The following is a 21,371-nucleotide window of genomic DNA, read 5'->3' as shown; positions in this document are numbered from 1 at the left end:
GCCCGTGGCGGGCTCGTCCGCGCCGGTCACAGCGCCTCGATCACGCGGGCGAGGAGCGCCGAGATCACCGGCTCCGCCTCGCGCCCGGCCTCGATCACCTCGGCGTGGCTGAGCGGGGTCTCCTGGATGCCGGCGGCGAGGTTCGTGATGAGCGAGAACCCGAGGATCTCCATGCCGGCCTCACGGGCGGCGATGGCCTCGAGCGCCGTCGACATGCCCACGATGTCGCCGCCGAGCGTGCGAGCCATCCGGACCTCGGCCGGTGTCTCGTAGTGCGGGCCGCGGAACTGCGTGTACACGCCCTCGTCGAGCGTTGGGTCGATCGAGCGGGCGATGTCGCGCAGTCGCGACGAGTAGAGGTCGGTCAGGTCGACGAAGGTCGCGCCCTCGAGCGGCGAGTCGGCGGTGAGGTTCAGGTGGTCGCTGATGAGCACCGGCTGGCCGGGACGCCACGTCGGCTTGATGCCGCCCGCGCCGTTGGTCAGCACCATGATCTTCGCGCCCGTGGCGGCGGCGGTGCGCACGCTGTGCACGACCCGGCGAACGCCGTGCCCCTCGTAATAGTGGGTGCGGGCGCCGATGACGAGGATGCGCTTGCCCTCGGGGGTGAGGATGCTGCGGAGCGTCCCGACGTGTCCCGCGAGCGCGGGCTTGCTGAATCCGGTGACGTCGGTGGCGGGAATGGTCGCGGTGGTCTCGCCGATGAGCTCGGCCGCGCGGCCCCAGCCGCTGCCGAGGGTGAGCGCGATGTCGTGGCGCTCGACGCCGCTGATGCGGGCGATGTCGGCCGCGGCCTGGCGGGCGACCTCGAGGGGGTCGACACCGGGATCGTCGAGCGGGTGCGCGGAGGAGTCAAGCATCCCCCCACTCTAGGACTCGCGGCCGCTCGGACGCAGGCGTGCGCGACCGTCTCCGCGGCTGAGGAAGAATGGAGTCCATGTCGCCTCTCAGCTTCGAGCGCACCCAAAGCGTCGCCGTCCTCGGTGGCGGGCCCGGCGGATACGAGGCGGCCCTGGCCGCCGCCCAACAGGGCGCGGAGGTGACGCTGGTCGAACGCGCCGGCGTGGGCGGCTCCGCCGTCATCACCGACGTCGTCCCCTCGAAGTCGCTCATCGCCACGGCCGACGCCGCGGTGGCCATCGCCGGGGCATCCGATCTGGGCGTTCAGCTGTTCGCGCGGTCAGACTCCGGCACCCCGCTCAAGCCCGAGATCGCGATCAATCTCGCGGCGGTCAACCGCCGACTGCTGTCGCTCGCGCGCCAGCAGTCCGACGACATGCGCGCTCAGCTCGTCGAGGCGGGCGTGCGCATCATCTCCGGTCACGGCCGCCTCGACGGCACGCACGCCCTCATCGCGGCGACAGGCCCCGGCGGCACGGATTTTGACCGTGTCGAGGCGGACACCCTGGTCGTGTCGGTCGGCGCGTCGCCCCGCGAGCTGCCCAGCGCGAAGCCCGACGGGGAGCGCATCCTGACGTGGACGCAGCTCTACGACATGAAGTCCCTGCCCGAGCACCTCATCGTCGTGGGCTCGGGCGTGACCGGTGCGGAGTTCGCCTCGGCCTACATGAACCTCGGGGCGAAGGTGACGCTGATCTCCAGCCGCGACCAGGTGCTTCCGGGCGAGGACGTCGACGCGGCCGCGGTCATCGAGAAGGTCTTCAAGCGCGGCGGGATGACGGTGCTGTCGAAGTCTCGCGCCGAGAAGGTCGAGCGCACCGAGAACGGCGTCGTCGCGACCCTCTCGGACGGCCGCACGGTCGAGGGGAGCCACTGCCTCATGGCGGTCGGCTCGATCCCCAACACCGCCGGCATCGGTCTCGAAGAGGCCGGTGTCCAGCTCACCGACTCGGGCCACATCCAGGTCAACCGCGTCGCGCGCACGTCCGTGCCGAACATCTACGCCGCGGGCGACTGCACGACCTTCGTGCCGCTCGCCTCGGTCGCCGCCATGCAGGGGCGCCAGGCCGTGTTCCACGCACTCGGCGACACCGTCATCCCGCTCGAGCGCCGTCGCATCACCGCGAACATCTTCACCGCGCCCGAGATCGCGACGGTGGGCCAGCAGCAGAAGGACATCGAGTCGGGTCTCGTGAACGGCTACGTCCACAAGCTCCCGCTCGCCGCGAACCCGCGCGCCAAGATGATGGGCGTCAAGGACGGCTTCGTGAAGATCATCGCGCGCGAGGGATCGGGCACGGTCATCGGCGGCGTCATCGTCGCCCCCCGCGCGTCGGAGCTGATCTACCCGATCGCGATCGCCGTCGAGCGCCGGCTCACGGTCGACCAGGTCTCGCGCGTCTTCGCGGTGTACCCCTCGCTCACCGGCAGCATCACGGATGCCGCGCGCGCGATGCACCTCGTCCAGCGCGACGAGGACCCGCTCTCCTGAGCCGCGCGCACGAGCGTCGGAGAACCGCGCCTCTCTCCGACGCGCGCGACCATGCGTCGCCGTGTCACTCCACGTTGGCGACGTAGCGCGTCTCCGGTTCGGCGCGGACCGCAATCCTGACGGCGGTCGTGCGGGTGGCGTCGATGAGCTGGAGGGTGTGCGGCTTCTCGTCGCAGTCGATGTCTGCCTCCAAGCCGCGCGAGCCGGACGTCGTCGAAGTCTCGACGAACACCGTCGCGGTGTGACCGCCGAAGCAGCGCACCTCGACCGCGCTCGCCCGCGCCGGCTCGGCGAGAGCCAGGACGACGCCTGCGCTCGCGTCAGCAGAGTCATCGATCGGCATGGTCTGCCCGCTCGCCGTGCCCAACCCGACATCCGCGCCCGCTCGTTCGGCCGTGACCGAGGCGAGCCACGCGTCCGCCGCCGCGAGATCGACGGTGTCGGGAGCGCAGGCGCTCAGCCCGAGCCCGAGCCCGATCAGGCAGACGACGGGGATCGCACGTGAAGGATGACGCATGGGCCCAGCTGAGGCGTCAGGAGATGGTGAGCAGGGGGTGGCCCGCGCCGACCGTGGTGCCCGGCGTCGCGTCGATCGCGCCGACGACGCCGTCCTTGTGCGCCTGGATGGGCTGCTCCATCTTCATCGCCTCGAGGACGACCACGAGGTCGCCCTTGACGACCTGCTGGCCGGCCTCGACCGCGACCTTGACGACGGTCGCCTGCATGGGCGACTTGACGGCGTCTCCGGATGCCGCAGCGCTGGCGCTCGCGGCGTGCGAACGGCGCGACGGCGGCACCTGAGCGGGACGGCCGACCGCGACCGGCGGCGAGGCGACGCGGTCGGGGAGGCTCACCTCGAGGCGCTTGCCGGCGACCTCCACGACCACCGTGTGGCGGCCGCTGGGCTCTGCGGGTGCCTCCAGCTCGCCGTCCCACGCCGGGATGTCGTTGACGAACTCGGTCTCGATCCATCGCGTGAACACGCCGAACGTGCCGTCCTCCGCCGTGAAGGCGGGCTCGCGCACGACGCGGCGGTGGAACGGGAGCACGGTCGGCATGCCGGCGACCTCGAACTCGTCGAGTGCCCGGCGCGAGCGCTCGAGAGCCTCCTCGCGGGTGCGGCCCGTCACGATGATCTTGCCGAGCATCGAGTCGAAGGCGCCCGAGACCGAGTCGCCCGCCGTGACGCCGGAGTCGAGACGGATGCCGGGGCCGCCGAACGTCTTGAAGACGTGGATGCGGCCGGGCTGGGGCAGGAAGTTGCGCCCGGGGTCCTCGCCGTTGATGCGGAACTCGATGGAGTGGCCGACCGGAGCCGGGTCGTCGTAGTCGAGCGTGCCGCCCTCGGCGATGCGGAACTGCTCGCGGACGAGGTCGATGCCGGTGACCTCTTCGGACACCGGGTGCTCGACCTGCAGGCGGGTGTTGACCTCGAGGAACGAGATCGTTCCGTCGGCGCCGATGAGGAACTCGCAGGTTCCCGCCCCGACATAGCCGACCTCTCGCAGGATCGCCTTCGAGGCGGAGTAGAGGATGTCGTTCTGCTCGGCCGTGAGGAAAGGTGCGGGCGCCTCTTCGACGAGCTTCTGGTGGCGGCGCTGCAGCGAGCAGTCGCGCGTGGACACGACGACGACGTTGCCGGCCGCGTCGGCGAGGCACTGCGTCTCGACGTGGCGCGGCTTGTCGAGGTACTTCTCGACGAAGCACTCCCCGCGGCCGAACGCGGCGATCGCCTCGCGGGTGGCCGACTCGAACAGCTCGGCCACTTCGTCGAGCTCGCGCGCGACCTTCAGGCCACGCCCGCCCCCGCCATAAGCGGCCTTGATGGCGATCGGCAGGCCGTGCTCGTTCGCGAAGGCGATGACCTCGTCGGCCCCGTCGACCGGCCCCGGGGTGCCGGGGGCGAGGGGAGCCCCGACCTTCTCGGCGACGTGCCGGGCGGTGACCTTGTCGCCGAGGGCCTCGATGGCCTCGGGCGAGGGCCCGATCCAGGTGAGGCCGGCGCCGATGACGGCGCGGGCGAACTCGGCGTTCTCGGCGAGGAAGCCATAACCGGGGTGCACGGCATCGGCGCCGGAGCGGCGTGCGACGGAGAGGATCTTCTCGATGGAGAGGTAGGTCTCGGCGCTCGTCGAGCCCTCGAGCGCGTACGCCTCGTCGGCGAGGCGGGCATGGAGCGCGTCGCGATCCTGGTCGGCGTAGACGGCGACGGACGCCTTCCCGCTGTCTCGGGCGGCGCGCACGATTCGGACGGCGATCTCGCCGCGGTTCGCGATCAGGACCTTGGCGATCTCAGGCATGAATGCCAGCCTAGCGAGCGCGAGCGCTCGTCTTTTGGATCACTCGCACAAAGTGATCGACTGAACGTGAGCGGTTGCCTACGAAGCGGGCGTCGCGGTCAGGCCGTGCGGGGCGTGCTCCACAGGTCGGTCCAGGCCACGTCGAGCTGGCGGACGAGCACGCGCAGCGTCGACAACGACATCCCGACCACCGTCGAGGGATCGCCCTCGACCCGCGTGATGAACGCGCCGCCGAGGCTGTCGACGGTGAAGGCGCCCGCGACCTGCAACGGCTCCCCGGTCGCGACGTACGCCGCGATCTCCTCGGACGAGATGTCGTCGGCGAAGGTGACGGCAGCCTCGGCGACCGCGTGAGCCTCGCGCGGGGCCGCTCCCGGACGGACGCGGAAGACGGAGTGCCCGGAGTGGAGGATGCCGGTGCCACCGCGCATCCGCTCCCACCGTTCGGTCGCGACCGCCGGCAGCAGCGGTTTGCCGAGCACCTCGCCGTCGAACGCGAACATCGAGTCGCCCCCGATGACGATGCCGTCGAACTCGGGCTCGTCCCGTGCGAGCATCTCGACGACGTCGGCCGCTTTGCGCCGAGCGAGCAGCAGCACGTGCTCCTCCGGCGGCAGAACCCGGCCCTCCGCGGCCTCGAGCGCGGCGACGACGGCCTCCTCATCGACCTCGGGCGCGCGGGTGGCCGGTTCGATGCCGGCCTGACGCAGCAGCATGAGACGAGCGGGGGAGGTCGAGGCCAGGCACACACGCATGCCGTTCACGCTACCCGCGGGTGCGCGTGTGCGAGCATCGTGGGATGCAGTCCGGCGACCTTCTCGATCTCGACGTCACCGACGTCGCCCACGGCGGCGTCTTCGTCGCCCGTCACGAAGGCCGCGTCGTCTTCGTCACCGACGCGATCCCCGGAGAGCGGGTGCGTGCGCGGCTGACCGACACCGCGAGATCGTCCTTCTGGCGTGCCGAGGCGCTCGAGGTGCTCGAGGCGTCGCCGCATCGGCGACCGCACGTCTGGTCCCCGGCCGACATCGGCATCGCCCCGGAGAGCCGGCCGGGCGGAGCGGACTTCGGGCACATCGAGCTCACCCACCAGCGCGAGCTCAAGCAGCGCGTCCTGCGCGACGCATTGCAGCGGTTCGGCGGCGTCGACAGCGACGTCATCGTGGCGAGCGCCGGTGCCGACGAGACCGCCGACGGCACCGGATGGCGCACGCGCGTCAGCCTGCACATCGACGACGACGGACGCATCGGGCCGTTCGCGGCACGGTCTCACCGCGTCGTAGAAGTCGACGATCTGCCGCTGGCCACGCCCGCGATCGCCGAAGCGCTCTCCCGCGGGCGCTCGGCCGCTCCCGGCCGCCTCGACCTCGTGCAGCCCGCCGACGGGCGCGTGCGCGCCCTTCCGCGGCCCGAGACCCCGCGCCGACGGGGCCGAGGCGGGCCGCGGCCGAGCGTGGACCCGGCTCTGCGCGAGGTCGTGACCGAGCGAGTCGGCGACCGGGACTTCCGCGTCGACGCCGGCGGCTTCTGGCAGGTGCATCGTCTCGCGCCGGTGGCACTGCGGGATGCGGTCCAGCGCGGGCTGCGCGCGGCGGAGCGCGACGCGATCGATCCCGACGCGTGGCACCTCGACCTGTACGGCGGTGTCGGCCTGCTCGCCGCATCCGTCGCCGAGCTCGGCGGCCCCGCGACCCGCATCACGAGCGTCGAGTCCGATCCGCGTGCCACCGACCATGCCGGCGAGAATCTCGCCGAGTGGGTGGGGGCGCGCGCGGAGACCGGTCGCGTCGACCGCTGGCTGCTCCGCACCGAGCAGGAGGCCTCGAACGCCGAGCGCGCCCGGTTGCGCGCCGGGGTGGCGGTGCTCGACCCGCCGCGATCGGGAGCCGGACGCGAGGTCGTGGACTCGCTGCTGCGGCTGCGCCCCGCGACGCTCGTCTACGTCGCATGCGATCCGGTCGCCCTCGCGCGCGATCTCGGGATGCTCCGCGCGGGCGGTTACACGCCCGTGTCGCTGCAGGGGCTCGACCTGTTCCCCAACTCGCACCACATGGAGGCGATCGCGGTACTCACCGACGAGGGTCCGCTGTCCTAGGCTGAGCGCATGACACGGGTGGCACTCATAGACGATCACGAGTCGGTCCGACTCGGGCTCGCCGCGGCCTGTTCCCGTGCGGGAGTCGGCGAGGTCGTCTTCACCGGCAGCACCGTCGCGGAGTACCTGCGATGGCGCAAAGACACCGGTGAGACACCCGCGGATGTCGTCGTCCTCGACCTCATGCTCGGCGACGGCGCGACCGTGTCCGAGAACGTCGCGCAGCTCGTGTGGAACGGTTCGCAGGTGATCATCCACAGCGTCGCCGACCGTCCGGTCGCGGTGCGCGAAGCGCTCGCCGCCGGAGCGCTCGGCGTCATCAGCAAGTCGGCGCGCGCCGACGACGTCGTCTCGGCCATCCAGACGGTCGCGCGCGGTGAGCACCTCGACAACGTCGAGTGGGCGAGTGCCGTCGACGGCGACCGGGCGTTCGCCGATGCTCAGCTCTCCGCACGGGAGCGCGACGTGCTGCGGCTGTACGCCGCAGGCCTCCCGCTCAAGGCCGTGGCCGAGCGCTTGGGGATCGCGTACTCCACCGCCAAGGAGAACATCACCCGGGTCCGGGTGAAGTACGTCGAGGTCGGCCGTCCCGCACCCACCAAGGTCGACCTCCTCCGCCGCGCGATGGAAGACGGTCTCGTCACCGAAGCCTCCGATGCCCGCTGAACCCGCGGGCGCCAGCATCCCGCGTCCCCGCCGGCCTGCGGAGTTCCGCGAAGCCCTGGCGCAGACGCAGCGGTTCACGCAGTCGCGCATCGACCGCATCCTGGGAATCGTCGTCGGGGCGGGAAGCGCCGTCATCGGCATCCAGGCGCTCGTGGGCGCCCTGAGCGCCCCGGCCGGGCACTCGACATGGAACACGGTGCTGCTGATCGCCGTCCTCGGCTCGCTCCTGCTGATGTGCGTCTCGCTCATCACCTCGCGCGCCGTCCGCATCTTCGCCGGCATCTTCGCCGGGGTCTTCCCGATCGCGACCCTGCTCTGGCCGCTCGCAGCCCGCACCCCCACGACGGTGGACGAGCAGCCCTGGCTGTGGTTCCTCATCAACGTCGGCACGGTCGCCGCGGTGTTCTGCATGCCGCTCGCGGGGCAGATCGTGTGGGCTTTCCTGCTTCCGCTGCTGTACGGCGCGATGCGGCTGACCTTGCTGCCGCTCACGCCGGCCACCGTGCTGGACGTGGCGCTGGACTCGGCGTTCGCGATCATCCTCGCGAGCGTCCTGATCGTCGTGGGATGGATCCTGCGCTCCCTCGCCGCCAGCATCGACAGCGGGCGGGAGGGGGCCGTCCGCTCCTTCGCGCAGGCCGCTGCCGCCGATGCGGTCGAGAAGGAACGCGTCGCTGTCGCGGCCCTCATGCACGACAGCGTCCTGGCGGCGCTCATCGCGGCCGAACGAGCCGAGACCGACCGCGAGCGCACTCTCGCGGTCTCGATGGCCCGCGACGCCCTCACGCGTCTCGCCAACGTCGATCAGGAGGCGGGCGAGGGGCCGGACGCGCCGTTGGCGGCAGCGACCATCGGCGCCGAGCTCGAAGCGACCGTGCGACGATTGCACCCCGACGCGGCGGTGATGCAGGATGTCAGGCCCGACGCCCGGCCGGTCCCGGGTCGCGTCGCGCGGGCGCTGCAGCTCGCGGCCGCGCAGGCGGTCACCAACTCGGTCGAACACGCCGGCGCGGCGAACCTGCGGGTGTCGTTCCGCGCTGACGGGGCAGGCCTGAGCATCGAGGTCAGCGATGACGGCCCCGGCTTCGAGGCGGCTCGCGTCGCCGAGGACCGACTCGGCATCCGAGCCTCGATCATCGCGCGCGTGGCCGCGGTGGCCGGAGTGGCCACGGTCGATTCCGACGGGTCGGGGACGACCGTGTCGATCAGCTGGCGGGAGCGCTCATGAACCGTTCGGTGCGCTGGGTGCTCTCGGCGCTCGGGGTCGCGTTCACGGCCTACCTGGCGGTGGGCGGGATGATCTGGACCCGGCCGGTCGACGTGCCGGTCGTCCTCGTCCTGAATCTCGTGGTCTACCTCGCCGTCACCGGCCTGTGCATCTTCTGGCCGACGCGCCCCATGGGCGTTCCCTCCCGCCCCGGAGCCGATGCTCCGGCGGTCAGTGCCGTGACGGCGGGGATGAGCCGGCCGGCGCCGCTGCCGCTGTGGATCGCGCTGCTCGCCCTCGCCGTGACCGTTGTGATCCCGTCCGCCACGTGGTGGGCCGCGGGGGAGGCGGGACGGCTGCAGCCCTTCGCGACCTGGAGTCTCGGCGGCCTCGGGGCGCTGATGGCGATCCTCGTGGTCCGTCGGCGATCGATCGTCGCGTGGTCGGGGATCGCGATGCTCTTCCTGCAGTCGGTGATCTGGATCGGCCCCGAGCCCACCCTCTCTCTCGGCGCCGTAGGCTCGGCGCTGTGGGTGGGCGGTGCCCAGGTCATCGTGCTTCTGATCGACCGAGCGGCCGTCGAGACCGCGCAGCTGACCGCGCTCCAGCGCGAGGCGTCGGAGTGGCTGGCGACCCAGGAGGGACGCCGCCGCGAGAGACGGGTGCGCGTGCAGCGCGCGCTCGCTGTGGCCGGGCCCGTGCTCTCGCGAACCATCAAGGCCGACGGCGACCTCGACGACGACGAGCGGCTGCAAGCGCGGCTCGCCGAGGGGCGCCTGCGCGACGAGCTGCGGGGGCCGCGTCTGCTGGACGACGCCGTGCGCCGCGTGCTGGAGGACGTTCGGCGGGCCGGCTCCCACGTGACGTTCCTCGACGAGGGCGGCCTCGACGGTCTCGATGACCGAGAGCTCGCCGGCATCCGGGCCGAGCTCGCCGAGGTGCTCGAGGGCGTCCGCTCGGAGCGCCTCTACATCCGCACGTCGACGCATCCCGACACGGCGGTCACGGTGGTCGGGCGGTCGCGTCATGAGGACGGCACCGACGAGACGGTGGATCTCTGGCGGGAGATCGCGCGCCCGCGTCCGCGTCCCTGACGTGCCGTGAGGTGCTGGGGGCGAGGGGCGGCGAAGCCGCCCGCCCCTCGCCATGCGAGTGGTTACCCGAAAACCGACTCGCAGCAGTCACCGGCGTGAAGCTCAGGTGACCGAACGCAGTAGCGTTCCAGCACATCCAGTCTGCGGCAGTGTGCCAGATCTGTCTGTAGGTATTTCGGGGGACAAAATCTCGGCCACGCGGACCGGGCCGGCCGGCGCGTCAGCCGGTGAATCGGCCCCAGCCGAAGCCGCGGCGCAGCGGCGTCCGCAGCGCGCGCGCCGAGCGCCGCCACGCGGATTCGGGTGCCGGCTCGGGGGCGACCGCTTCGGCGGCCTCCTGGGCGTACGACTCGCTCACGACCGCGATGACGGCGGCGAGCTCCTCGGGCGTCGGGGTGCCGCGGCGCACCTCGATGCGCAGGGGACGCTGGTCGCGCGCCGCCTCGTCTCGAGCGTCTTCCGGGCCGGTCACAGCGGGATGTTCCCGTGCTTCTTCGCGGGCAGCTCGGCGCGCTTGCCGCGCAGCGCGCGCAGCGACTTCGCGATGTACACGCGGGTCTGCGCGGGCTCGATGATGCCGTCGAGCTCACCGCGTTCTGCGGCGAGGAACGGGGATGCGACGTTGTAGGTGTACTCGGAGGCCAGGCGGGACCGCACGGCGGCGACATCCTCGCCCGCCTCCTCGGCACGCTTGATCTCGCCGCGGTACAGGATGTTCACGGCACCCTGCCCGCCCATCACGGCGATCTCGGCCGTGGGCCAGGCGACGTTGACGTCGGCGCCCAGCTGCTTCGACCCCATCACGATGTACGCACCGCCGTACGCCTTGCGCAGGATGACCGTCACGAGCGGGACCGTTGCCTCGGCGTAGGCATAGAGCAGCTTGGCGCCGCGGCGGATGACTCCGGTCCACTCCTGGTCGGTGCCCGGCAGGTAGCCCGGAACGTCGACGAGCGTGACGATCGGCACCGAGAAGGCATCGCAGAAGCGCACGAAACGGCTCGCCTTCTCGCCGGCGTCGATGTTCAGCGTTCCCGCCATCTGCGAGGGCTGGTTGGCGATGATGCCGACGGTACGGCCCTCCACCCGACCGAATCCGACGACGATGTTGGGGGCGAAGAGAGGCTGCACCTCGAGGAAGTCGCCTTCGTCGACGATGCCCGCGATCACCTGGTGGATGTCGTACGGCTGGTTGGGCGAGTCCGGGATGACGGCGTTGAGGGAGCGGTCGTCGTCGGTGGTCTCCCACTCGAACCCGGTCTCGTAGACCGGGGCGTCCGACATGTTGTTGTCGGGCAGGAAGCTCAGCAGCGAACGTGCGTAGTCGATCGCGTCATCCTCGTCCTCGGCGAGGTAGTGCGCGACACCCGAACGGGTGTTGTGGGTGTGCGCCCCGCCGAGCTCCTCCATGCCGACGTCCTCGCCCGTGACCGTCTTGATGACGTCGGGACCGGTGACGAACATCTGGCTCGTCTTGTCGACCATGATGACGAAGTCGGTGAGGGCGGGGGAGTACACCGCGCCGCCCGCGGCGGGGCCCATGATGAGCGAGATCTGCGGGATGACGCCGGATGCCGCGGTGTTCAGGCGGAAGATCTCGCCGTACTTGCCGAGAGCCACGACGCCCTCCTGGATGCGCGCTCCGCCCGAGTCGAGGATGCCGATGATCGGCATTCCGCCGCGCAGGGCGAGCTCCATGACCTTGATGATCTTCTCGCCCGCCGACTCGCCGAGCGAGCCGCCGAACGTGGTGAAGTCCTGCGAATACACCGCGACGGTGCGGCCGTGGATGGTTCCGACTCCCGAGACGACCGAGTCGCCGTACGGGCGGGAGCGATCCATGCCGAACGCCGTGGTGCGGTGGCGCACGTACTCGTCGAGCTCGACGAACGAACCCGGGTCGACGAGCATCTCGATGCGCTCGCGCGCGGTGAGCTTGCCCTTCTTGTGCTGCTTCTCGCGTGCCGCGGTCTCGGCGTCGACGACGGCCGTCTGGTAGCGGGCGCGGAGGTCGGCGATCTTGCCGGCGGTCGTGGACAGGTCGGGCTGGTCGGTCACGCGTTCCACCCTATCCAGCGCCGCCCCGCAGCCGTTGGAGCACACCGACAACGACGACGCGGATCACCTGTGGAAACCCTCGGACGCAACCCCTCGCCGCGTTCCGATCCGACGTCGTAGGGTGACGCCATGAGCATCCCCGAGAACGGATATCCCCGCGCGGCCGCGGTCTCGCCCCGCGTGCACGTTGTCGAGCACACCGATTCGACGAACGCCCACCTCCGTCGCGATGTCGAGGCCGACCCCGATGCCCATCCGCACCTCTCGGTCCTCCTGACCACCGACCAGCGCGCCGGTCGCGGCCGCCTCGATCGCAGCTGGACGGCTCCGGCCGGCACCGCGCTCGCGATCTCGGTGCTGCTGCGCGTGGGTGCCGTGCCCGTGCACTCGCGCGGCTGGATCCCGCTGGTCGCCGGTCTCGCCATGAGCGACGCCGTCTCCGCACAGCTGCGCGACCGCCGGGTGGGCGTGAAGTGGCCGAACGACGTCCTGGTCGACGGACGGAAGATCAGCGGCATCCTCGCCGAGGTGCTTCCGGGGGAGGACGGGGACGTCATCCTCGGCGCCGGCGTCAACACGACCATGGCCGAGGTCGACCTGCCGGTCGCGACCGCGACGTCGTTCGCGGCGCTCGGCGCTCCGGTCGACGAGGACCGACTGCTGGCGGACTATCTCACGGGCCTGCGCGATCACATCGCGCACCTCGCGGTGGCGGGCGCGGACGAGCCGTTGCGCGAGCGCGTCGCCGCGGTGTGCGTCACGATCGGCGAGGACGTCGTCGTCTCGCTCCCCGGCGGCGAGACGCTGACGGGAACGGCGGAGCGCCTCGACGACGACGGTCGCCTGGTCGTGCGCACCGGTGCGGTCGAGAGCGTCGTCGGAGCCGGCGACGTCGTGCATGTCCGAGCAGTCGGCTGAGCCCTGGCGGCATCCGGGCGTGCCGTCGCCGCGTTGTCGCACCCGCGCGTCATGATGGTGCTGTGACTCAGCCCGCAGCCTCGTTCGGCCGACCCGTCGCACCCGCGCTCGGTGCTGCCGCTCCCGAGCTGCGCGTCGCGCGGTTGCGCCCGCACGCCGGGCCGCTGCTGTGGCCCGCGCTGCTGCTGATCGTGGTGGCGGGCGTGACGGGGTACTTCACGGACAACCTCCCCGAGCCCTTCACCGACGTCATGCTCTGGTCGGCCGCAGGACTGGTGGTCGTGCTCCTCGTGGTGCTGCCGTACCTGCGCTGGCTCGCGCACTCGTACACGATCACGACCCGCCGGGTCATCGAGACCTCGGGACTCATCGTCCGCCGCCGGGCCGAGCTCAGCCATATCCGCGGTTACGGCATCGACGAGTCGCGCGGCCCGCTGCAACGTCTCAACGGCACCGGCACGCTGACGCTCTCGAACGGCGTCGATCCCTCGATGCGGCTGCGGAGCATCCCGGCCGTCGCGCTCGTCCACGAGGTGCTGGCCGATCAGGTCGAGGTGAGCCAGATCCTCGCGCATCGTGACTCCCACAGCATGCCGGTCGTCGGCTCCGATTCCTGAGCACGCCCGAGTCCGGTCGCGCGTGCGGCCACGTGGCGCGGTGCGCGATGATGGATGCGAACCCGGAGGAGGCGCTATGTCGTTGCGAGTAGGAATCGTCGGCGGAGGGCAGCTGGCCCGCATGATGATCGCGCCGGCCGTCGAGCTGGGCATCGACGTGCGCGTGCTGGCCGAGGAGGCCGGGATGTCCGCCGCGATCGCGGCGACCGCGACGGGCGACTACCGCGACCTCGACACGGTGCGCGCGTTCGCGCGCGACGTCGACGTCATCACCTTCGATCACGAGCACGTTCCGCAGGAGGTGCTGCGGGCCCTCGTCGACGAGGGCGTCGCCGTCCACCCCGGTCCCGACGCGCTCTTCTACGCGCAGGACAAGCTGCGCATGCGCGCGCGGCTCGCCGAGCTCGGGATGCCGCAGCCCGAGTGGGCCGCGATCTCGGATGCCGCCGGCCTGCAGGCGTTCCTCGACGACAACGGCGGACGCGCGGTCGTGAAGACCCCGCGCGGCGGCTACGACGGCAAGGGCGTGCGGGTCGTGCGCGCCGCCGACGAAGCCGCCGACTGGCTCGACGCGCTCGAGCCGGGCGGACAGCTCCTCGTCGAGGAGCTCGTGGAGTTCACTCGCGAACTCGCCCAGCAGGTCGCCCGGCGCCCCTCGGGCGCGTGGCGTTCGTACCCCGTGGTCGAGACGGTGCAGCGCGACGGCGTGTGCGCCGAGGTCATCGCGCCGGCTCCGCGGGCCGGTCAGCGCCTGATCGAGGTCGCCGAGACGATCGGCGTCGCGATCGCGGAGGGGCTGGGCGTCACGGGCATGCTCGCCGTCGAGCTCTTCGAGACGGCCGACGAGCGTCTGCTCGTCAACGAGTTGGCGATGCGCCCGCACAACAGCGGTCACTGGAGTCAGGACGGCGCTGTCACGGGACAGTTCGAGCAGCACCTGCGCGCCGTGCTCGACCTGCCGCTCGGCGACACGTCTCCGCGAGCACCGTGGTCGGTCATGATCAACATCCTGGGCGGCCCGGTCTCCGACTCGCTCGCCGCCCGCATCCCCGCCGCTCTCGACGCCCACCCCGGGGCGAAGGTCCACACCTACGGCAAGTCGCCGCGGCCGGGTCGCAAGGTGGGGCACGTGAACCTCTCCGGCGACGACCTCGACGCCGTCGTGGGGGATGCCCGCGTGGTGGCCGCTCACTTCGACGACTGAGCCCGACGGGGCACCGCGCCGCTCCGGGATTTCCTCAGGTCGCCCACCTAACCTGGGTCGGTGACATCCTCGCCGCTGCATTCGTCGGACGCCCCGCTCGTGGGGGTCGTCATGGGTTCGGACTCCGATTGGCGCGTCATGAGCGACGCATCGCAGGCGCTCACCGAGCTCGGTGTCGCCCACGAGGTCGAAGTCGTCTCGGCTCACCGCACCCCCGACAAGCTGTTGCGCTACGGCCGTGAGGCGCGGGGCCGGGGGCTGCGCGTCATCGTCGCCGGGGCCGGGGGAGCAGCGCACCTTCCGGGGATGCTGGCATCGCTGACGCCGCTGCCGGTCGTCGGCGTCCCCGTCCAGCTCGCAACCCTCGACGGGCTCGACTCGCTGCTGAGCATCGTGCAGATGCCGGGCGGCATCCCGGTCGCCACCGTCTCGATCAACGGTGCGAAGAACGCCGGCCTGCTCGCCGCGCGCATCATCGGAGCCGGGGATCCGGCACTCGCGGATCGGCTGGAGGAGTACGCGCGCGGGCTCGAGCAGCAGGTCGAAGAGAAGAACCGCCGCCTCAAGGATTCCCTGTGAGCGTCAGCGCCCCGCCGCGCAGCTCCGCGCGGCCGCGACGCTCGAACCTCATCGAGGAGCGTCCGCTCCGGCATCCCGACACCTCGTCGCCCGAGGTCATGGGTCGCCGCGGCTGGTGGCTCGTCGTGCTGACCTTCCTGCTGCCCGGCTCGGCCCAGGTGCTCGCGGGCAACCGGCGCCTGGGGCGGTTCGGCCTCGCGGCGACGATCACGATGTGGGCCCTCGCCCTTCTGACCGTGCTGACCGGACTGCTGTGGCGTCCGCTGCTCCTCTCGCTCGCGACCAACTGGTTCGTGCTGCTGATCGTCCAGGCCCTCATCGCGTTCTACGCGGTGCTCTGGCTCGTGCTGACGGTCGACACGCTGCGGCTCGTGCGACTCGTGCGGGCCGGAACCGTCGCCCGCATCGGCGTACCGCTCCTGGCCATCGTGCTCGCCGTCGCGTCGACCTCGGCGGCTGCCTGGACCTTCGACCGGGTCAACTCCGTCCGAGAGACGCTCAGCACCGTCTTCGGTTCGAGCGGGCCGAGCGTTCCGCCGTCGGACGGCTACTACAACATCCTCCTGCTCGGTGCCGACAGCGGTGAAGGCCGCGATTCCATGCGCTTCGACTCGATCTCCGTCGTGTCCGTGAACGCGGAGACCGGGGCCACCACGATCACCGGCGTCCCGCGCGACATGGGGCACTTCCCGTTCGCGCCCGGGCCGATGAAGGATCTGTATCCCGACATCCACGAAGGCCGTGTCGATCCGAACTGCGGGTGGAGCAGCGGCATCAATCAGCTGCAGACCGAGGTCGAGATCTGCCGCGACGGCAACGCTCTCTATCCGGATGCGAAGAACAACGGCTCGTCGCCGGGTGTGGAAGCGACCAAGGACGCCGTCGAAGGCATTCTCGGCATCACCATCCCGTACTACGTCTTCATCGACATGAAGGGCTTCGCCGACCTCGTCGACGCCCTCGGCGGTGTCGACATCAACGTGGTCGAGCGTCTGCCCAAGGGCGGTGGCCCGCGGTACGAGGGGCAGAGCGCCGAGGACTGGGCCGAGGGGTGGATCGAGGCCGGACAGCAGCACATGGACGGCGACACCGCCCAGTGGTACGCCCGGTCGCGGTACACGACGAGCGACTTCGACCGGATGCGCCGCCAGCGCGAGCTCCAGCAGGCGATCCTCGCCCAGATGACCCCGCAGAACGTGCTCGACCGGTTCACCGAGATCGCCGACGCCGGCCAGGTGCTCGTGCAGACCGACATCCCCGCCGATCTGCTGCCCTTCCTCGCCGACATCGCCATCAAGGCCAAGGAGCAGCCGGTCACCACGATCGAGCTCACCCCCGCGAACGGCATCGAGGAGGCGGACCCCGACTGGGCCCTCGTCCGACAGATGGTGCAGGACGCGCTCCACCCGCAGACCCCCACCCCCGAGCCGGAGGGTTGAACGATGAGCACGGTTCTCCGGGTCGTCCTCGACCAGCTGATCGACGTCGTCGACGCCGATTCCGCCGAGGCATCCCTCGAGGTGGCACGCGCGCTCATCGAGACCGCGCCGGCACGATGCGAGGTTGCGGCCGTCGTCCCGTCGGACGCCGTGGACACGGCCGCCGCGGTCGACGGCCTGGCGCAGACCATCCGGGCCCCGTTCCCGCGGACCGGCCTGCTGGCCTCGTGGCCGATGGGGATCTCGGGAGGCGTCGCGGGCGGGCTGATGCACGCGCCGACCCTGCTCGCACCGCTCGTCAAGCACGACCGCGCACACGACAACGACCAGACCGTCGTGACGCTCTGGGACCTCGCGGTGTGGGACTCGCCCGCGCTCTTCCCGCGGGCCACTCTGCTGGCTCATCGTGCCCTGCTCAAGCGTGCCGAGAAGCACGCGGATGCCGTCGTCGTCCCCGCGCACGCGACGGCGCATCGCCTCGCCGACATCGCGCCCAAGCTCAGCGGTCGGATCCGCGTCATCCCGGGCGCCGCTCCCGCGCAGTTCCGTGTTCCGACCGACGCCGTCGGGCGGCGGCGTGAACTCGGCGTGCCCGACCGGGTGGCCGTCGTCGCCGGCGGCACCGATGAGCAGCTGCGCGCCGTGCTGGCCTCGATCGCGGGGGAGGAGACCTCCAGCGTCGTCGTCTTCGACGAGCCCGCCGACGTCGCCGGGGCGATCGCCGAGGCGGGAATCGACCGTGACCGCGTCATCGTGCCCGGCCGGCTCGACCCCGCCGACCGCGCCGCCGTCCTCGACGCGGCCGTGCTGCTGATCGCGCTCTCCGACGGGTCGGGCTTCCCCTGGCGGGCCGTCGAGGCGATGGTGCTGGGCGTCCCCGTCGTGGCGTGCGACTCACCCGTCCATCGCGAGGTGCTCCTGGACGGCGCGCGCATCGCACCGTTCGACGAGCTGCGGGATGCCGCGGGCGAGGTGCTGGCGTCGCCGGAGGAGCTCCATCGGTGGGCCGTGCGCGCCGGCGACCGCGGTCGCGCCTTCTCGTGGCGCGATCACGCCGAGCGCGTGTGGGCGCTCCACGCCGAGCTGTGACGCGGGCGCCGGTTTCCTCCTCCTAGGGTGGACGTATGCCCGCACGCGTAGGAGTCGTCATTCGCACGGCCGACCGGCCCGAGTTCCTCGCCCGGGCGCTCGCCGATGTCGCCGCCCAGACCTTCGGCGATCGGCGGATCGTCGTGGTGAACGACGGCAGTGATCGCGCCGCTGTCGACGCGGCGGTCAGGGGGTCGGCCGTCGCCGAGACCGTGACAGTGCTCGACTCCCGCGCCCCGGGCGGTCGGTGCGCCGCAGCGAACACGGGCGTCGACGCTCTCGACACGGAGTTCGTCGTCATCCATGACGATGACGACCTCTGGGCGCCGGAGTTCCTCGAGCGCACCGTCGCTTTCCTCGACGAGCACCCGGACGACTCGGGGGTCGGGGTCGCGACGGCGATCGTCTACGAGGAGAAACGGGCGGGACGCTGGGTCGAGACCGGGCGCGTGCCGTTCTGGGCGGATCTGACCGCGTTGCGCTTCATCGATCTGCTCGAGGTGAACCGTGCGGTCCCCATCTCGCTGCTCTACCGCCGTGCGCTGCACGAGCGGGTGGGCCCCTACGACGAGTCGCTCGAAGCCGTCGAGGACTGGGAGTTCTACCTCCGCGTCCTCGCGGTCGGGACGCTCGGCTTCATCGGAGGAGCGCCGCTGGCCTTCTGGACGCAGCGTCCGAGCGCGTCGGGTGCCGAGGGGAACAGCATGTTCGCGCTCGAGCACCTCCATGACCGCGACGACATGATCGTTCGCGACCGCGAGCTCCGTTCCTGGGTGGCGGCCAACGGCGCCGGACTGCCGCTCTACCTGGGCGCCATGGAGCGTCGCATCGTCGCGGAGCTGCGGAGCGAGGTCGAGTCGCTGCGGCGCGAACAGCGCGAGCAGCGTGCCGCCATCCGCGCCGACATCGACGCCCATCAGCCGATCTGGTCACGGCTGCGCCGTCTGCGCCGCCGGATGTCGCGCTGACCGTCGCCGTAACGGACGGATGACGAATGGGGCGTCGATGCTGTGCGAACGAGGCGATGGCCGCAGAATGAGAGGGTGACCTCTCCCCGCGCGCGCAGAACAACGTCCTCGGTGACCGCCACGAGCTTCCGACTCTTCGGGGGCCTCGTGATCGGGATGCTGGCCTTGAGCGCCTGCGCCACGCCCGTCGGCGGTGCGATGACACCGTCGCCCACGCCGACGGCGACGCTGGAGAGCCCGACGCCCGAGCCGACCCCGACGGCGGATGACACTGCCACGCCGGATGTGCCGGTCCCGACCGAGACGGTCGAGGTGGACACCCCCTACAACGGGGAGGTCCTGATCGTGACGGCCGAGCAGCGGGGTGCGACGCTCGAGGTGACGGCGATGATCCCCGGCGTCAGCGAGGATGACGGCACCTGCACGCTCCGGGTCGACGGCGTCGGGGTGGCTACCATCACCAGCACGGCCGGTAACGGTGTGACGTACTGCGGCCTCATGTCGGCCGACGTCGCATCCGACTCCACGGCGACGCGGTTCGACGTGCAGTACGAGTCCTCGTCGACGCGGGCGCGTTCCGCCGACTCGAGCGTCGAGTCGAGCCAGTGAGCGCGCGCCGCAGCATCCGCTCGTCCGTCGCGGTCCTCGCCGCATGGGTGTGCGCCGTCGCCCTGCTCGTCGCGGCACCGGTGGCGCTGTCGTCGTCGATCGCTCCGGCTCCGGCTGCCGCGGCGGCATCGGGCTCGGACTTCAATCCCGGCAACATCATCAGCGACGCCGCGTTCTACGACTCCAACGCGATGGGCTCACCCGAGATCCAAGCATTCATGGAGCGCCAGGTGCGGTCCTGCTCGTCGGGTTACACGTGTCTCAAGGACTACCGTCAGAACACCGACAACCGCCCGTCCGACCGTTACTGCAACGGGTACGAGGGGCGCGGCAACGAGAGTGCGTCCACGATCATCGATCGCGTCGCCCGCTCGTGCGGCATCAGCCAGAAGGTCATCCTGGTCCTGCTCGAGAAGGAGCAGTCGCTGGTCACGTCGACCTCCCCGACCGCGCGCGCCTACGCGGCGGCGACCGGACAGGGATGCCCCGACACGGCTCCCTGTGATTCCGCGACGCTCGGCTTCTTCTACCAGGTCTACTACGCGGCTCGGCAGTACAAGATCTACAAGGCGTTCCCGCAGGACTTCGGCTACCAGGCCGGCCGCTGGAACAACATCCTGTACCACCCGTACAACAACTGCGGCACCCAGCGCGTCTACATCGAGAACCAGGCGACGGCGGGTCTGTACATCTACACTCCGTACGTCCCCAACCAGGCTGCGCTCAACAATCTGTACGGCACGGGCGACTCGTGCTCCTCGTATGGGAACCGCAACTTCTGGCGGCTCTACACCGATTGGTTCGGGTCGACTGAATCTGATCTCGCCCACCGTCCGATAGGAAGCCTCGACGTGGTCGAGGTCTCGCCGGGACAGTTCCGCGTTGCCGGCTGGGCGGCGGATCCTGACACTGCCGAGTCGATCGATGTGCACGTCTACATCGGCGGGGCCGGTTACGCCGTGCGAGCGGATCGTTCGCGCCCCGACGTCGGTGCTGCTTTTCCCGGCCTGGGCGCCGCTCGCGGCTTCGACCGCACCTTCCCCGCGTCGGCCGAAGGAGAGCTGCAGGTATGCGCCTGGGCAATTAACGTTGGTCGTGGAGCGAATACGCTACTTGGGTGTCGAAGCATGACCGCTATGGCCGGGTCTCCGATCGTGACGATCGATTCGACCCAGCTCACCGTCAACTCGATGACCATCGCGGGGTGGGCTATCGACCCGGACACCACAGAACCCGTGAGTCTCCACATCTACGTGGACGGCGTGGGGCGTATCTCGAGCGCAAACCGGAACCGCGCCGACCTCGCGCCACATTATCCGGCCTACGGAACACGGCACGGATTCTCGGAGACCATCGGGCTGACCCCCGGCGACCATTCCGTCTGCATCTACGCCATCAACGTCGGAGTCGGCGACAACCGGACCGTGACGTGCTCAACCGTCAGAGTGCCGGGTGGCCCCGATCAAGGGCGCGAGCCGATCGGTGCTCTTGACGTCGTCTCGGTGTCGGGCCAGACGGTCACGGCGGCAGGATGGGCCATCGATCCCGACACGGCGGCGGCCATCCCTGTGCACATCTACTTCGGCGCGAACGGAATTGCGACCCAGGCGGATCGGCGTCGGTCGGATATCGGGGCTGCGTTCCCGCTCTATGGCCCCGGCCACGGCTTCAGCGCGTCTGCGCCGCTGACAGCAAACAGGCTCGACGTGTGCGCGTACGCGATCAATACCGCGGGACCCAACCGCCTCCTCGGATGCAAGACCGTCGAGAGTGCTCTCGCGCCACAAGCGCTCGGCCGTAGTCCGATCGGCAGCCTTGACGTGGTATCCGTCTCGTCCGACGGCAGGTCGCTCCGACTCGCGGGGTGGGCTATCGACCCCGATACCGCAGGCCCCACGGCTATTCACGCCTATCTCGATGGTGTTGGCGCGATATTCGAGACGAATCGCGACCGTCCGGATGTGGCTGCTTCGTACCCTGCGTACGGAGTGCGTCGAGGCTACGACGTCTCGCTGCCGTTGCGCACGGGTAGCCGAAACGTCTGCGTCTACGCCGTCGACGACACCGGGCGGTCGAATACGCTGCTCGGGTGTCGAGCTATTCCGTAGTCGAGGACGCGGCTACGGAACCGCTCAC

20 protein-coding genes are annotated in these 21,371 nt (G+C 70.8%); 14 read left to right on the top strand and 6 right to left on the bottom strand.

The genetic code is table 11. The features are described from left to right. Positions 1 to 26 precede the first annotated feature (26 nt). On the bottom strand, positions 27 to 860 hold the full coding sequence (locus CI089_RS02915; RefSeq protein ID WP_094260183.1) for a purine-nucleoside phosphorylase: 834 nt from the start codon (positions 858 to 860) through the stop codon (positions 27 to 29). A gap of 68 nt (positions 861 to 928) precedes the next feature. Here CI089_RS02915 and CI089_RS02910 point away from each other — a divergent pair, with 68 nt between their 5' ends. Next, positions 929 to 2,392 carry an NAD(P)H-quinone dehydrogenase gene (locus tag CI089_RS02910; protein ID WP_094260182.1) on the top strand — a complete coding sequence of 488 codons (1,464 nt, stop codon included), beginning with the start codon at positions 929 to 931 and terminating at the stop codon, positions 2,390 to 2,392. A gap of 64 nt (positions 2,393 to 2,456) precedes the next feature. Here CI089_RS02910 and CI089_RS02905 read toward each other — a convergent pair whose 3' ends face one another. The 3 genes from CI089_RS02905 to CI089_RS02895 all read right to left on the bottom strand — a co-directional run bounded on the left by CI089_RS02905 (position 2,457) and on the right by CI089_RS02895 (position 5,447). Beyond that, positions 2,457 to 2,909: a hypothetical protein gene (locus tag CI089_RS02905; RefSeq protein ID WP_094260181.1), complete on the bottom strand. Its 453-nt coding sequence runs from the start codon at positions 2,907 to 2,909 to the stop codon at positions 2,457 to 2,459. Between the two features lie 16 nt (positions 2,910 to 2,925). Then, on the bottom strand, positions 2,926 to 4,692 hold the full coding sequence (locus CI089_RS02900; protein ID WP_094260180.1) for an acetyl/propionyl/methylcrotonyl-CoA carboxylase subunit alpha: 1,767 nt from the start codon (positions 4,690 to 4,692) through the stop codon (positions 2,926 to 2,928). A gap of 98 nt (positions 4,693 to 4,790) precedes the next feature. Continuing rightward, positions 4,791 to 5,447 carry a Maf family protein gene (locus CI089_RS02895; protein WP_094261212.1) on the bottom strand — a complete coding sequence of 219 codons (657 nt, stop codon included), beginning with the start codon at positions 5,445 to 5,447 and terminating at the stop codon, positions 4,791 to 4,793. Positions 5,448 to 5,491: 44 nt separating this feature from the next. Here CI089_RS02895 and CI089_RS02890 point away from each other — a divergent pair, with 44 nt between their 5' ends. Genes CI089_RS02890 through CI089_RS02875 form a run of 4 tightly spaced genes read left to right on the top strand, consistent with a single transcriptional unit; the run spans position 5,492 to position 9,754 of the window. Beyond that, the gene (locus CI089_RS02890; protein ID WP_094260179.1) at positions 5,492 to 6,787 is read left to right on the top strand and encodes a class I SAM-dependent RNA methyltransferase; all 1,296 of its coding nucleotides are present in this window, start codon (positions 5,492 to 5,494) and stop codon (positions 6,785 to 6,787) included. A gap of 9 nt (positions 6,788 to 6,796) precedes the next feature. Then, positions 6,797 to 7,453, top strand: coding sequence for a response regulator transcription factor (locus CI089_RS02885; protein ID WP_094260178.1), 657 nt, complete (start codon positions 6,797 to 6,799; stop codon positions 7,451 to 7,453). Beyond that, positions 7,443 to 8,681: an ATP-binding protein gene (locus CI089_RS02880; RefSeq protein ID WP_094260177.1), complete on the top strand. Its 1,239-nt coding sequence runs from the start codon at positions 7,443 to 7,445 to the stop codon at positions 8,679 to 8,681. Before CI089_RS02885 ends, CI089_RS02880 begins: the two co-directional genes overlap by 11 nt. Further along, the gene (locus CI089_RS02875) at positions 8,678 to 9,754 is read left to right on the top strand and encodes a hypothetical protein (protein WP_094260176.1); all 1,077 of its coding nucleotides are present in this window, start codon (positions 8,678 to 8,680) and stop codon (positions 9,752 to 9,754) included. Before CI089_RS02880 ends, CI089_RS02875 begins: the two co-directional genes overlap by 4 nt. Before the next feature lie 220 nt (positions 9,755 to 9,974). On the opposite strand, the gene CI089_RS02870 is transcribed toward CI089_RS02875, so the two are convergent. Continuing rightward, positions 9,975 to 10,226: an acyl-CoA carboxylase subunit epsilon gene (locus CI089_RS02870; RefSeq protein WP_256977417.1), complete on the bottom strand. Its 252-nt coding sequence runs from the start codon at positions 10,224 to 10,226 to the stop codon at positions 9,975 to 9,977. Continuing rightward, positions 10,223 to 11,812 (bottom strand): acyl-CoA carboxylase subunit beta, encoded by a 1,590-nt coding sequence (locus CI089_RS02865; RefSeq protein WP_179223211.1) that lies wholly within the window; start codon positions 11,810 to 11,812, stop codon positions 10,223 to 10,225. Before CI089_RS02865 ends, CI089_RS02870 begins: the two co-directional genes overlap by 4 nt. 129 nt (positions 11,813 to 11,941) lie before the next feature. Between CI089_RS02865 and CI089_RS02860 the strand changes: the two genes are divergently transcribed. From CI089_RS02860 to CI089_RS02815, 9 genes are all read left to right on the top strand, one after another. Next, positions 11,942 to 12,730 (top strand): biotin--[acetyl-CoA-carboxylase] ligase, encoded by a 789-nt coding sequence (locus CI089_RS02860; protein WP_094260174.1) that lies wholly within the window; start codon positions 11,942 to 11,944, stop codon positions 12,728 to 12,730. 62 nt (positions 12,731 to 12,792) lie between these two features. After that, positions 12,793 to 13,347 carry a PH domain-containing protein gene (locus CI089_RS02855; protein WP_023955485.1) on the top strand — a complete coding sequence of 185 codons (555 nt, stop codon included), beginning with the start codon at positions 12,793 to 12,795 and terminating at the stop codon, positions 13,345 to 13,347. A gap of 76 nt (positions 13,348 to 13,423) precedes the next feature. Further along, positions 13,424 to 14,551, top strand: a complete 1,128-nt coding sequence (locus CI089_RS02850; RefSeq protein ID WP_094260173.1) for a 5-(carboxyamino)imidazole ribonucleotide synthase — start codon at positions 13,424 to 13,426, stop codon at positions 14,549 to 14,551. A gap of 111 nt (positions 14,552 to 14,662) precedes the next feature. Continuing rightward, entirely contained in the window at positions 14,663 to 15,130 is a 468-nt protein-coding gene (purE, locus tag CI089_RS02845) for a 5-(carboxyamino)imidazole ribonucleotide mutase (RefSeq protein WP_094261210.1), read from the top strand. Continuing rightward, entirely contained in the window at positions 15,127 to 16,569 is a 1,443-nt protein-coding gene (locus tag CI089_RS02840) for an LCP family protein (protein ID WP_094260172.1), read from the top strand. Before purE ends, CI089_RS02840 begins: the two co-directional genes overlap by 4 nt. Before the next feature lie 3 nt (positions 16,570 to 16,572). Continuing rightward, entirely contained in the window at positions 16,573 to 17,658 is a 1,086-nt protein-coding gene (locus CI089_RS02835) for a glycosyltransferase (protein ID WP_094260171.1), read from the top strand. A gap of 35 nt (positions 17,659 to 17,693) precedes the next feature. After that, positions 17,694 to 18,626 (top strand): glycosyltransferase family 2 protein, encoded by a 933-nt coding sequence (locus tag CI089_RS02830; RefSeq protein WP_094260170.1) that lies wholly within the window; start codon positions 17,694 to 17,696, stop codon positions 18,624 to 18,626. Between the two features lie 111 nt (positions 18,627 to 18,737). Next, complete coding sequence (locus CI089_RS02820; RefSeq protein WP_143738855.1) at positions 18,738 to 19,235, top strand: hypothetical protein; 498 nt, start codon at positions 18,738 to 18,740, stop codon at positions 19,233 to 19,235. Next, positions 19,232 to 21,343 carry a hypothetical protein gene (locus CI089_RS02815; RefSeq protein WP_094260167.1) on the top strand — a complete coding sequence of 704 codons (2,112 nt, stop codon included), beginning with the start codon at positions 19,232 to 19,234 and terminating at the stop codon, positions 21,341 to 21,343. Before CI089_RS02820 ends, CI089_RS02815 begins: the two co-directional genes overlap by 4 nt. Positions 21,344 to 21,371 lie beyond the last annotated feature (28 nt).

The organism is Microbacterium sp. Yaish 1 (genome assembly GCF_002245215.1).
In the GTDB taxonomy this organism is placed as follows: domain Bacteria; phylum Actinomycetota; class Actinomycetes; order Actinomycetales; family Microbacteriaceae; genus Microbacterium.
Note: the sequence above shows the minus strand (reverse complement) of the source record. Positions and strands in the feature narration are given on the sequence as shown.